The organism is Staphylococcus sp. FSL W8-0304 (assembly GCF_038006565.1).
GTDB lineage: Bacteria > Bacillota > Bacilli > Staphylococcales > Staphylococcaceae > Staphylococcus > Staphylococcus epidermidis.
Genome location: NZ_JBBOVL010000001.1, coordinates 1979757 through 1993337 on the forward strand (window position 1 = coordinate 1979757; position 13581 = coordinate 1993337).

At 31.9% G+C, this 13581-nt stretch carries 14 protein-coding genes; 2 read left to right on the plus strand and 12 right to left on the minus strand.

What is annotated here, in order from left to right; translation table 11 throughout:
• Nucleotides 1-71 precede the first annotated feature (71 nt).
• The 11 genes from NST35_RS09325 to sufC all read right to left on the minus strand — a co-directional run bounded on the left by NST35_RS09325 (nucleotide 72) and on the right by sufC (nucleotide 11632).
• Nucleotides 72-1391, minus strand: coding sequence for a bifunctional metallophosphatase/5'-nucleotidase (locus NST35_RS09325; protein WP_002457207.1), 1320 nt, complete (start codon nucleotides 1389-1391; stop codon nucleotides 72-74).
• Between the two features lie 85 nt (nucleotides 1392-1476).
• Nucleotides 1477-2304: a sulfite exporter TauE/SafE family protein gene (locus tag NST35_RS09330; RefSeq protein WP_340747302.1), complete on the minus strand. Its 828-nt coding sequence runs from the start codon at nucleotides 2302-2304 to the stop codon at nucleotides 1477-1479.
• A 12-nt stretch (nucleotides 2305-2316) separates the two neighbouring features.
• Entirely contained in the window at nucleotides 2317-3165 is an 849-nt protein-coding gene (locus NST35_RS09335; protein WP_002446022.1) for a DUF72 domain-containing protein, read from the minus strand.
• Nucleotides 3166-3531: 366 nt separating this feature from the next.
• A complete protein-coding gene (locus tag NST35_RS09340; protein WP_002457208.1) occupies nucleotides 3532-4557 on the minus strand; it encodes a hemolysin family protein in 1026 nt (341 codons plus the stop codon).
• Nucleotides 4558-4942: 385 nt separating this feature from the next.
• The gene (locus tag NST35_RS09345; protein WP_032594163.1) at nucleotides 4943-5248 is read right to left on the minus strand and encodes a hypothetical protein; all 306 of its coding nucleotides are present in this window, start codon (nucleotides 5246-5248) and stop codon (nucleotides 4943-4945) included.
• Between the two features lie 161 nt (nucleotides 5249-5409).
• On the minus strand, nucleotides 5410-5553 hold the full coding sequence (locus tag NST35_RS09350; RefSeq protein ID WP_172952458.1) for a hypothetical protein: 144 nt from the start codon (nucleotides 5551-5553) through the stop codon (nucleotides 5410-5412).
• Between the two features lie 549 nt (nucleotides 5554-6102).
• Complete coding sequence (gene sufB / locus NST35_RS09355; RefSeq protein WP_001831980.1) at nucleotides 6103-7500, minus strand: Fe-S cluster assembly protein SufB; 1398 nt, start codon at nucleotides 7498-7500, stop codon at nucleotides 6103-6105.
• A gap of 205 nt (nucleotides 7501-7705) precedes the next feature.
• Nucleotides 7706-8170, minus strand: a complete 465-nt coding sequence (gene sufU / locus NST35_RS09360; protein WP_001831954.1) for a Fe-S cluster assembly sulfur transfer protein SufU — start codon at nucleotides 8168-8170, stop codon at nucleotides 7706-7708.
• Nucleotides 8160-9401: a cysteine desulfurase gene (locus tag NST35_RS09365; RefSeq protein ID WP_002438997.1), complete on the minus strand. Its 1242-nt coding sequence runs from the start codon at nucleotides 9399-9401 to the stop codon at nucleotides 8160-8162. Before NST35_RS09365 ends, sufU begins: the two co-directional genes overlap by 11 nt.
• A 67-nt stretch (nucleotides 9402-9468) precedes the next feature.
• Nucleotides 9469-10776: a Fe-S cluster assembly protein SufD gene (sufD, locus tag NST35_RS09370; protein ID WP_002438995.1), complete on the minus strand. Its 1308-nt coding sequence runs from the start codon at nucleotides 10774-10776 to the stop codon at nucleotides 9469-9471.
• A gap of 94 nt (nucleotides 10777-10870) precedes the next feature.
• Complete coding sequence (sufC, locus tag NST35_RS09375) at nucleotides 10871-11632, minus strand: Fe-S cluster assembly ATPase SufC (protein ID WP_001831944.1); 762 nt, start codon at nucleotides 11630-11632, stop codon at nucleotides 10871-10873.
• A 321-nt stretch (nucleotides 11633-11953) separates the two neighbouring features.
• On the opposite strand from sufC, the gene NST35_RS09380 reads away from it, so the two are divergent.
• Entirely contained in the window at nucleotides 11954-12814 is an 861-nt protein-coding gene (locus NST35_RS09380; RefSeq protein ID WP_001831939.1) for a DUF368 domain-containing protein, read from the plus strand.
• A 65-nt stretch (nucleotides 12815-12879) separates the two neighbouring features.
• Here NST35_RS09380 and NST35_RS09385 read toward each other — a convergent pair whose 3' ends face one another.
• Nucleotides 12880-13071 carry a CsbD family protein gene (locus NST35_RS09385; protein ID WP_001831967.1) on the minus strand — a complete coding sequence of 64 codons (192 nt, stop codon included), beginning with the start codon at nucleotides 13069-13071 and terminating at the stop codon, nucleotides 12880-12882.
• Nucleotides 13072-13245: 174 nt separating this feature from the next.
• Between NST35_RS09385 and NST35_RS09390 the strand changes: the two genes are divergently transcribed.
• Nucleotides 13246-13404 carry a hypothetical protein gene (locus NST35_RS09390; RefSeq protein ID WP_001831893.1) on the plus strand — a complete coding sequence of 53 codons (159 nt, stop codon included), beginning with the start codon at nucleotides 13246-13248 and terminating at the stop codon, nucleotides 13402-13404.
• The last annotated feature ends 177 nt before the right edge of the window (nucleotides 13405-13581 follow it).

A 13581-nucleotide genomic window follows, 5' to 3' on the forward strand; every position in this document is an offset into this window, starting at 1 on the left:
TGTTTAATATATCTTCGTTTATTATAACATATCGGTATTAACATTAAATTAAAATTCAATATACGTTTCTCTTATAATTTTAGTAATTTCTCTTTAAAAATATCACGTAAAAATTCAGGCATAATATAATCTGTAGATAATCCCTTTAACAGTGGGAAATATCTTCCAAAAGTATACATATCAACAGTACCTAACGTATATTGTTTATCATTTTTAATCTCTTCATTGCCTATAAAATAACGCTCTTCTGACTCAATAAAGCCAAGATTATATAAAATATATCCTCCAAAGATATCCCCTCTAAAACCAAGACCTTGTGCATGTTCATGCATATATTCTTGCTTTTGGCTTTTTTGAATCACTTGCTTTAATTGTTTGCCAGTTAATCGAACCCTTACAATATTGATTGGATGGGGTAACATGCGATGTATATCATATTCCGTCACTTTATCAGCTTCAATGCCATTAACTATAAGTCCAGCATTTACGATTGCACAATCAGCCCTTGAAAACTCATATACACTTTCAGCCAGTAAATAGGATGTTCTTGTAATAACATCTGTTCTTTTGACTAAGTTCACATGATGATTAACTACTGGTTTACTTAGAAGTGCTCTTCCTTCTTCTTCAAAATGTGTCTCGACTAAAGGAAGTGTTTCAATAGGATGAATTTTGGCGATTTTATCAACGATTTTTCCATTTTCAATCGTGATATTAACTTCACCTAAATAATAGCCATATTTTCCTGCAGCTGCCATCAAAACACCATTGTTTATTTCTCCATGTTCAAAATGATGGTGTGTATGACTACCAAAGATAACATCTATTTCCGGAATCTCTTGGCATAACTTTTCATCAAAAAAGATACCGACATGGCTCATAACCATCAAAAGATCATATTCACCTTGATGTGCATTGATTTCATCTTTGATTGCCGCTAGTGGATCCGTAACAATCCAATCCAGTGCCCGATAAAAAGGTGTGAACGGTGCCGTTGCTGCAACAAATAAAATACGCGTTCCTTTTATTTCTTTGATATACGAAGAGGCAATATGATGTGGAAGTTGTCCCTCTTCATCTATGACATTCGTGCAAATCACTTTAAAATTCGCATCGTTATATAGATTTTGTAAAGCATCATGAGAAATTGTCATTCCTTCATTATTTCCAATGGTTGCAATATCACAATGTGCTTCATTTAAAAGTTCTATATTTTTATGTCCTACCGTAGCTTCTGTCACAGGTGCTGATAAATCAACATGGTCACCTATATCTATATAGAGTGAGGGATGTTCAAGTTGCGGTCTATGTTTTGCCATATAAGCTTGAATACGAGCATATTCATTTAAATGACTATGAATATCATTCGTGTGATATATTGTTAATTCCATAACATGATCTCCCTCTTTAAAATTTATATACTTAATTGTACTTTAGCATTAAAGAACAAAGTCTCAAAGCATAACTACTTCACTTTTAAATAAAAGATTTAATGATTAAATATACCCCCATGATAAGCATTACTGTTCTCAATAACATCACAACTGTGTCGGATTTCATAGATCGATTGACCCTTACACCTATTTGTGCACCTATCACACTTGAAATAATGAGAATGATGGAATATCCCCAAGCCACATGTCCTTGAAGGATATGCCCTATCGAACTCATCACACTTGAAAAGAAAATCATCATCATACTTGTGCCTACTGCAACATGTGGTGGAAATCTAAAGACGATGAGCATAAGAGGGGTCATCAATGCACCTCCACCTATGCCAAACAGCCCTGTTAATATCCCAATAAATAACGTTATTATAAAAGCAAACAGAGGAGGGACACTATAACGGTATGTTTTCCCTTCAGCATCAACATATGTACGCGCATACTTAGGTTTGTCAAAAATTTTAAAAGGTTTTATTTTGTGACGAATCATCAGTAATATCGACACAAATATCATAAACACGCCAAAGTATAAGTTAAATGAATCAAGTGTAAGGTATCTACTTAAAAAAGAACCAACCAAAGATCCAGGTAGTAGCCCAAATAGAAATATCGAGCCGTTTTTTATATCTACTTGTTTGGTTTTTAAATATCCTAATGAGGAAGATAGTCCAGTAACAATCAGAATAACTGAAGAAGTACCTATTGCAATTTGCGTCGTAATACCATGTAGAAGATGATGGTTTACGCCTAAATAAACAAGTGTGGGGACGATGATGATTCCACCACCAATACCAACGATAGATCCTAAAATCGCTGAAAATCCCCCTATTAATATTAATAAAATAATTGTTAATAACATGACATTCGCCTCTTAAAATAGTTTTAATTGTTGTGGTGCTAAACCTTCATAATCAATGTCTAAAATATTTTGATACTTTTTAGCATTATTAGCTGCATGACCGCCAGAATTATTATTAAAAATAACGTATACTTTCTTAGCCTTTTGATTAAGTATTTCGACTTTACGAGCCAAGTCAGCTAACTCTTCCTCGCTATAATCATATAAATATCTTACATCTCGCCATTCTTGATCAGTCATATCTTTTTTTGTCCAACCATAATGATTACGTCCATGATAACGTACAAAAGCAATATCACTAGTAATCCTATTTACTAGAGGAATGCTCCCCTCTTTAATTTGAGGTTCATCTACCACTGCATGAATGATTTGATGTTGTGTTAAGAAGGATAAAGTTTGTTCTTTATATTGATTGTCGAACCATGATTGATGTCTAAATTCAATGCTCATCGGAATATCACTTAATTGTTTTCTCACATATAAGATGTAATTTATATTTTGAACGTTACAATCAAACCAAGGTGGGAATTGTACAAGCACCATCGCCAATTTATTATGCTCTTTTAACGGATTGATCATTTCTTTAAACTGTTTAAATAATACATCTCTCGACTCTGCATAATCTCTATAGTCAGCATGTAATGTTAATGCTTGATGAATTTTAACGACGAATTGAAATCTATTCGGCGTTTCATTTATCCATTTAATTATATTTCGTTCTGGCTGTATCGCATAATACGAAGCATCCAATTCTACTATCGGGAAGTGACTAGCATACGTTTTTAACTTATCTGTTTTACGCTCTAAATCCTCATATAATGTATCATGGTCACCCCAACCAGTAAGACCTATTTCTATCATATTTATCACCAACAACATGATACCACATTACAATTCATTGATTCACTTGAGTTAAATTAAATTTACATATTCTTTAATATACACATATCTGAAAGTTAAACAAAAACACCTCTTATGGTAAGAAGAAGATACAACCACTTTCAAATATCTTGTATAACCTTAGCAATAAAAACTAAGGTTAATAAAAATTATATTTATCGAGTTTTTCATTCTATTATTGCCTACTAAAATAGAAAAACACCTGGAACATTGTATCATGTCCCAGGTTTTCTACCTTTACAATTTATATCACAGCTAAATTATACAACATCTTAATTGCCCTGCAACTTGTTTGACATTCATAGCCACTATCATTTTACAACAAAATTAACGATGCATCATGCTTTGCGGAAATTTTTGATGTTTTAATTTATTTTCTTCTTCACGATCCATTTCATCCTCAATATCCATACCAAGTAGCTCTTCTATTAAATCTTCGTGCGATACAATAGCATCCGTACCGCCATATTCATCTAATACAATCGCTAGATGTTTTCGTGAAACCGTCATTTTACGCAATACCCATTCTGCCCTATTATGTTCATTTACAAATAAAGGGCTTGATGCATAATTTGTAATTGCGTCCTCTTTATGTTTACTCCAAGCTAATAAATATTTTGAGTGGAATACACCAATGATATCATCTATATCTTCATCATATACTGGATATCTAGTATATGGATTATTCATCACTGTATCATAAGCTTCGTCATATGTTACATCCTTTGAAAAAGCTACAACATTAATACGAGGCGTAGTATCAACATCCTTAACCTTCAATTGTCCAAAGTCCATAACGTTTTGAAGTCGAGTATTTTCTATCTCATTAAATGCACCTTCTCTACCCGCAATATTTAATAATGTGCGAATTTCTTCTTTAGAAAATCTTTTTTCAACAGGTTGGCCTCGAGATAGTAAATGATTAATACCATCTGTCATCTTGTTTAATAAAATTGTAATGGGCTTGAGTACAATGACACATATATGAATGATAGGATACACAAGTTTTGAAATTTTATCAGGAAATGTTGCAGCAATTGATTTAGGAATCACTTCAGAAATAAGTATAATCACAATTGTTACAATTGCTGATGCTATTCCCACGTTCACTCCAATATCAATCGCTAAGATTGTCACGAGTGTAGGTAAAATAATATTCGCTACATTGTTACCGATTAATATAGCAGTGATAAACTCACTTGGTTTATCTAATAACTTTGTTAAACCTTGCGCCTTACGATCACCCTTTTTAGCTTCAGTTTGAAACTTAGTGCGATTCGCGGCTGTTAATGCTGTCTCACTACCTGAAAAGAAAAATGAAACAAATATTAATAGTATAATTGCAATAATCATGATGCATTTCTCCTTAAGATTTAGTCCGTATTAATACATTATTTCCCGAGAAATGAGTTATCAAACTTATCATTTATATTGGATTAACACAACGCACGAATATGAAAGAACTAATGTAAAACATTTTTATAGTTTATCGTGGCTTACTCTCATAAAGTATATCAGTAACTTAACTATTCCTTTTGTTAAAAATTAAACGATTAGCTATGATAATTCATTTCATTTATTAAAGTAAAGAGTTCAGACTTCTAAAAACTTCCACTTTAAATACTTTGTAAAAATATAAGAAGTAAAAATCAGCTAAATATTTTGTAAAATGAAATTCATGTTGTAATTATTATTAAAATGTTAAATAACATAATGATAAAAAGTGGTTTAATAGTTCTTAAAGAAAATTTTTCCTTTTAATCCATAAAATGAAATCGATGATAAAGTTAGCAATAGAAACTAGCATAACAATTTTGATAATAGTTTCTATTCCTTGCAATTCTTTACATTTAATTTCTGGCACTGTTATAAATATATATTCTAGAAATAACATTATCAAGACAACTATTGATATGTACGACTTGACCCTGGATAATTGAATATTTACTGACATACTCTCGTATTGGTCAGGCGTCAATTTTTCATGTGGGTTATCTATAATCTTTTCTAACTTTTTCATTGCATTGATAATTTTATTACTCATCTTAAAATCTTTTTTAGTCATCAGGAATGTAGTAGCTTTACCACCACCCTATAAAGCATCGCTATATCCATCTAATTCTTTTTTCAATTGAACGAATTGTTTATTTTTCGAATAAGCAATGTATAACTGCTTTATAGGACCGATTTTCCTGCTATTGGTGATCAATCACTCGGTATACCTTTCACTTTTTTTGAAGCCATAGTAGCTACAGGTGTAATCATATCCAATAAATTTGCATCATCCAAATCATATTTAGCTTGAAAATCTTTGAAGTCACCCAAAGTAATTTTGATATGCTTATTCAAATCTTTACCATTAACTTCATTATTTGCAATAGCTAGTGTTTCTGTAATATCTTCAATGTTTTTACAGTAGAATCCATTTTATTTAATGAATTGAAATATTAAATGAGATACTAAAAAAATTTCATAAAATAGACTCATGACCGATACTCTTATATAAGATGTTATTAACCAATAAAAATAGATATTAGAGTCAATATGAGCTACAACAATCATAAATTAACTACTCGTGCAAGTATAAAGTATTATTAGAAAAGAAAATTATTCTTTTAGAGTTTTTACGAATCAGTAAAACCATTTTCTTTCAACTATTTATCATAAAATTAAAAGAAATATCATAATTATATTGTTTAAAAAGCTTAAATAAATTATGGAACTCGTAAAAAGAATTATGTTCACTTTTCTAAATTAACTAATATGAAATAAGTGGATAAGGTATTAACTTCTATTTAATTTTTTCAATGTCACCAACTGAGTTTGACATAAAAATAAAACAACCAGCGAATCACAAATGATTCGTTGGTTGTTAATCATATTATAGTTGATTTAATATTAACCAATTGAGCCTTCCATTTCAAACTTAATTAAACGGTTCATTTCTACTGCGTATTCCATTGGTAATTCTTTAGTGAACGGCTCAATGAATCCCATAACAATCATTTCTGTCGCTTCTTCTTCAGAAATACCACGACTCATAAGATAGAATAATTGCTCTTCTGATACTTTAGAAACTTTAGCTTCATGTTCTAATGAAATATTGTCATTGAACACTTCATTATAAGGGATAGTATCTGAAGTTGATTCATTATCTAAAATTAATGTATCACATTCGATGTTTGAACGTGCACCCTTAGCTTTACGTCCAAAATGAACGATACCACGATAAATGACTTTACCACCATTTTTGGAGATAGATTTAGAAACAATAGTTGAAGATGTATTAGGTGCTTTATGAATCATTTTAGCACCGGCATCTTGAACTTGGCCTTTACCAGCAAATGCAATGGATAGCGTGCTACCTTTAGCACCCTCACCTAAAAGTACACAGTTTGGATATTTCATCGTCAACTTAGAACCTAAGTTTCCATCTACCCATTCCATATTACCGTTCTCATGTACAAAGGTACGTTTAGTTACTAAATTATATACGTTGTTGGCCCAGTTTTGGATAGTAGTATATCTTACATGTGCATCTTTGTGTACAATAATTTCAACAACTGCCGAATGTAGTGAACTTGTGGAGTATACAGGTGCAGTACAACCTTCTACATAGTTTACTGATGCACCTTCATCAGCAATAATTAATGTACGTTCGAATTGTCCCATATTCTCAGAGTTAATACGGAAATATGCTTGTAGTGGTGTATCTAATTTAACATTCTTAGGAACATAAATGAATGAACCACCAGACCATACTGCTGAATTTAATGCAGCAAATTTATTATCTGCAGCAGGTACTACAGACGCAAAATATTCTCTGAATAACTCTTCATTTTCACGTAATGCACTATCAGTATCTTTGAAAATAATACCCTTTTCTTCCAATTCTTTCTCCATATTATGATAAACAACTTCTGATTCATATTGAGCAGAAACTCCAGCTAAGTATTTCTGCTCAGCTTCTGGAATACCTAATTTATCAAAAGTACGTTTGATTTCTTCAGGCACTTCATCCCATGAACGTTCAGTATGTTCAGAAGGTTTAACATAATACGTAATATCATCAAAATCTAATTCAGATAAATCTCCACCCCATTGTGGCATTGGCATTTTATAGAATAGTTTTAATGCTTTCAAACGGAAATCTAACATCCATTGTGGCTCTTCTTTCATTTTAGAGATTTCTGTTACTATATTTTCCGTTAAACCACGCTCTGATCTAAAAATGGAAACATCTTCGTCATGGAATCCGTATTTATAATCCCCAACATCAGGTGCTTGTTTTGCCATTTTAATCACTCCTTGATTTTATAATTAATAAACGGCATGCGTATAAAAAATTCATTTATATTTATGTTTACTCTACTTTGTTATGTCCTATCACTATGATTTAAACTTTTACGATGTAATTAAATCACTGAATTAAACATACGAGGATGTTGATTCAGTATAACAATATATTTACATCATCAAAAGGTAATATATTGTATTGGTTTTAATCTTCTTCCGTTGTACCTTCTGACTTACCTTCTTTTTCGACTGTCCCTTTTTCTAATGCTTTCCATGCAAGCGTTGCACATTTAATTCTAGCTGGGAATTGTGAGACACCTTGAAGCGCCTCAATATCTCCCATTTCTTCTGTAATCTCGTAGTCTTCACCGAGCATCATTTTAGTAAACTCTTGGCTCATTTGCATTGCTTCACCAAGTGAATGACCTTTAACTGCTTCAGTCATCATAGATGCACTAGACATTGAAATTGAACATCCTTCTCCTTCAAACTTAGCATCATTAATGATTCCGTCTTCAATATCAAATGTCAAACGTATGCGATCACCACATGTAGGGTTATTCATATCAACAGTCATTGAGCCATTGTCTAAGACACCTTTGTTTCTAGGGTTTTTGTAATGATCCATAATTACAGATCTATATAATTGATCCAAATTATTAAAATTCATAAGAGAAAAACTCCTTCGTTTGTTTCAATGCTTGAACTAATTGATCTACATCTTCTTTCGTATTATAAACGTAAAAACTTGCACGTGCTGTTGAAGAGACACCTAACCATTTCATCAAAGGTTGCGCACAGTGATGGCCTGCACGAACTGCAACACCTTCTGTATCAACAGCTGTAGCTACATCATGTGGATGTATATCTGCTAAATTAAAAGTAATGACCCCTGCACGTCTATCTTTTGGTGGACCGTAAATTTCAAGACCATCTATAGTTAACATTTGTTCATATGCATATTCTGTCAATTCTTTTTCATGCTGATGAATCGCATTAAAACCTAAATTTTCAATATAATGTATAGCTTCTGCTAAACCTATTGCTTGAGCAATAAGTGGTGTGCCAGCCTCAAATTTAGTTGGTAGGTCAGCCCAAGTGGCGTCATATTTACTTACGAAGTCTATCATATCTCCACCAAATTCAACGGGTTCCATATTTTGTAATAATTCTCTTTTTCCATATAAAACTCCAATGCCAGTAGGACCTAACATTTTATGTCCACTAAAACTATAAAAATCAGCATCGATATCTTGCATATCTAAAGCCATGTGTGGAGCTGATTGCGCACCATCCACACTTATAACTGCACCATGTTCATGTGCAATTTTAGCGATAGTTTTAACATCATTAATTGTTCCTAAAACATTGGAAACGTGTGCGATAGCAACAATTTTAGTTTTATCATTGATGGTTGCTTTTATATCATCTAATTGCAATTCACCATCTTTTGTCATTGGAATAAATTTTAGTGTTGCATTTTTACGTTTAGCTAATTGTTGCCATGGAACAATATTAGCATGATGTTCCATTTCTGTTACAACAATTTCGTCACCCTCACTAATATTAGCGTCACCATAACTATGTGCTACTATATTTATTGATGCAGTTGTTCCTCGAGTGAAAATAATTTCTTCAAAGTACTTCGCATTGATAAAACGTCTTACTGTTTCTCTTGCATTTTCATAGCCATCTGTAGCTAAAGACCCTAATGTGTGTACACCACGATGGACATTAGAATTATAGCGTTTGTAGTAATCATCTAGTACATTTAAAACTTGTACAGGTGTTTGGCTAGTCGCAGTTGAATCAAGGTATGCTAAACGTTTATTATTTACCTTTTGCTCAAGTATCGGAAAGTCTTTAATGACTGCCTTGACATCAAAAGAATGTTCGGCCATTATAGTCACGACCTTTCTATATATGAGTTTCCCCTCTAGGAGGTATCAATTGAATTAATCTTTGACTTTATTTTGAAACTTTACGCTCAATTACTTCTCTAAGTTGACGTTTTACATCGTCAATTGGTAATTCACGTACTACTGGATCTAAGAAACCATGTATAACTAGACGCTCTGCTTCAGCTCTTGAAATACCACGGCTCATTAAATAATATAATTGCTCAGGATCGACACGACCAACTGAGGCTGCATGTCCTGCTTCAACATCATCTTCGTCTATTAAAAGAATAGGGTTAGCATCACCACGAGCATTTTCAGATAACATCAATACACGTGACTCTTGGTTCGCAATAGATTTCGTACCACCACGTTTAATGTAGCCAATTCCATTAAATACAGAAGATGCATTTTCTTTCATAACACCATGTTTCAATATATACCCATCTGTTTCTTTACCGTATTGAACAATTTTGGAAGTTAAATTTATTTTTTGATCACCTGTGCCAACAACAACTGATTTCAATGCACTTGTTGAACGATCACCGTTTAGATTTGTAGTATTATCTATAATTTGGCTACCTTCATTCATCAAACCTAGTGCCCAATTGATAGAAGCATCTGCATCTGCAGAACCACGACGAATTATATGACCTGTAAATCCTTTATCTAAATAATCAACTGAACCATATGTGACGTTAGAGTTTGCGCCAGCGATAACCTCTGACACAATATTAAGTTGGTTATCTTCACCACTAGTAGTAGAAAGATAGTTCTCTACATAGGTAACTTCTGCACTTTCTTCTGTAACAATGATGACGTGATTGTAAAAGCTCGCTTGTTCATCATCATGTAAAACAACGTACTGTATAGGATGTTCTACAACAGTATTTTTAGGTACATAAACAAAAATACCACCGTTTACTAATGCAGTATGCAATGCTGTTAAACGATGTTCATCAACATCTACTGCTTTAGTCATAAAGTACTTTTGAACTAAATCACTATGGTTGACTAGTGCTTCAGATAGACCTTCAATAATCACACCATCATGTTTAGCTTGATCCGATACTTGTGTATATGCCAATTCATTATTATGTTGAATGATTAAGTTTTCTGAGTTTTCAACATCAATGATTTCTTTAACAGATTTTGGTAAATCAGTTAACTGAGTGTATGCATCTCCTGTTGTATGGTGTTGTTTAAACGTATCAAAATCCCATTTTCTTAATTTCGTTTTATCAGGTTTTGGCATTTCTAAAGTTTCTGTTAATTTCAACGCTTTTTTACGTAACTCTGTCATCCAAGAAGGTTCATTGTGCGCTTTAGAATAATCAACAAGTTGTTCTTCAGAAATGTTCAAAGTTTTAGTTGTCATCACTTTTTCCTCCTACTTGATGAAATAAATTTTACTTCGAATGTTCAGTTTCATCATTTTATGTGAACATCTCAATGCTAATTTTGGAATATGACTATTCAGCAGCACCAAATTCTTCTTTAACCCATTCATAGCCTTCTTCTTCAAGGCGTTTAGCCAATTCTGGACCTCCAGATTTCACAACTTTACCACCGTACATCACATGTACTTTATCTGGTGTAATATAATTTAAAAGTCGTTGATAGTGCGTAATCATTAATGCTCCAAACTCTTCACCACGCATTTGATTAATACCTTTAGAAACCACTTTCAAAGCATCAATATCCAAACCAGAGTCAATTTCATCTAAAATAGCGAATTTCGGTTCTAACATCATTAATTGTAAAATCTCATTTCGTTTTTTCTCTCCACCAGAGAAACCTTCATTTAAATAACGTTGAGCCATATCTTTATCGATATCTAAAAAGTCCATTTGTTTATCCAATTTCTTGATGAACTGCATTAAATTAATTTCTTGTCCCTCTTCACGTTTCGCATTAATTGCTGAGCGCATAAAATCTGCGTTTGTTACCCCTGTAATTTCTGATGGATATTGCATAGCTAAAAATAAGCCTGCTTTAGCTCTCTCATCAACGTCTAACTCTAAAATATTAACGCCATCTAATAATACTTCACCTTGTGTAACTTCATAACTTGGATGTCCCATAATTGCTGACGATAATGTTGATTTACCAGTACCATTAGGTCCCATAATTGCGTGTATTTCACCAGTGTTAATTGTTAAGTTAACACCTTTTAAAATTTCTTTATCCTCGATAGACACATGTAGGTCCTTAATCTCTAATGTTGATGACATTTATATTCCCTCCGTAAAATATAAAGTTTTCTTAACTAGTTTATAATAATTTTAATCTATAGTCAAAAAGACTCATTGAATTTCAATCCACTTCATTATAACGTACTTGGTCCCTAATATAAACTTTTTAAAACACTTATTTAGATTTATTATTTAACAATAATTATTTTTATGTAATTGTTCTGAAATTCTTTAAATGATAATGGAAAGCTCACTTTCTCAATAGCCAATCTTTAGACAAAAAAGAAAATATCCCAAGAAGTTCAAATAATGTGATATTATGCACTTTAACCTTTAAAATTTTCATGAAAGGAGATTATTATGAAAAAATTCAAATGGATAAATATATTTAAAGGTTTTGGTATGGGTACAAGTGATCTCGTCCCAGGTGTAAGTGGAGGGACTATCGCTTTATTACTTGGAATTTATGATGACTTTATTAGCTCAATTAGTGGTTTGTTTTCAAGACGATTTTGGCCTAGCTTAAAATTTTTACTACCTATTTTAGTAGGGATGCTAATAGCTATAGGACTATTAAGTCAATTATTTAATTATTTGCTTAGTCAACATCATATTCCTACTATGTTATTTTTTACAGGTTTGATTCTCGGTATCATCCCTTATTTATTAACCATCTCAAATTTCAAAAAAAATTTCAGTATAATACATTATTTTATTCTATTATTAGGTATTGCTATTATAGTCGTTTTCGCATTGCTTAATCATGGAGACAAGCATTCAGGTGAAACACTTACTTTATCTTTCAGTCTTATCATTAAATATTTTATCGCAGGTGTTTTCGCTTCAAGTGCTATGTTATTACCAGGCATTTCTGGATCATTTATGTTACTTGTCTTCGGAGTATATGGGACGCTAATGTATGCTATTTCTGAACTACTTCATTTTAATTTAAATGCATTACCTATCATATTAATAGTAGGTTTCGGTATTGTAACTGGTTTTATGATTTCAAGTCGATTAATTCAATATTGTCTACATCAACACCCTACAATGACATTTGCTTTGATAATAGGCTTTGTAATCGGATCGTTGTATGCAGTTTTCCCTGGATTCCCGAAAGACTTAATCCAATGGATCATATCATTTTTCCTATTGATCACTGGCTTCTTAGTAAGTTATGTTCTTGGTAAAATTACAGCAAAAAATGAAGCATCATTTTGATATATATACAAACAAGCCCTCATATACCATAGAGTACATGAGGGCTAAATTAGAAGGACTATTAATTAGTCACCTTTATTACCTTTAAATTTATCAATAACGTCATTTGCTTTTTCTTTAACGTTTTCTACAGCTTCTTTCGCTTTACCAGAAGCTTTGTCACCTTTACCATCTTTTTCTAATTCTTTATTATCAGTAGCATTACCTACTGTTTCTTTAATATTACCTTTAGCTTGTTCAAATTTATCTTCAGCCATTTAAAATTCCTCCTTATGTTTAACTTATTAATATTGTTACCCTCTTATTTATGAGCTAAACATCTTTTATGAATTTTTTTCTCATAAAGATGATTTTACGAAAGAAACTATAAATTTACAGTAGATTATAGTATATTGAATATAAAATAATTATAAGTTGGGTTGGTATATTTTATGAAATTTATTACTATTAAAGCGATTACTGAGAAAGGGTTAGATAAAAAAGTAAATCAATTTTTAAAATCACATCCACAAATTGAAATTATCAAATTTGATTACCAAATGGGATATAGCGGTGTAAGTGTTGGTATTTTATACCGTGATAATATTTAAATAATTATAGATATGTTGTGCGTATAAAGACAATATATCTTACCTTTTACAAAACTACCTGTTCAAAAAATATGGCTAGTGAATTATAGTCATTGTTAGATAACTATAATCACAGAAAAATGTTTATGGATGTTAAAACGTATAACAAAAGTGAGTTAAAAATTAAAGGTTCAATAG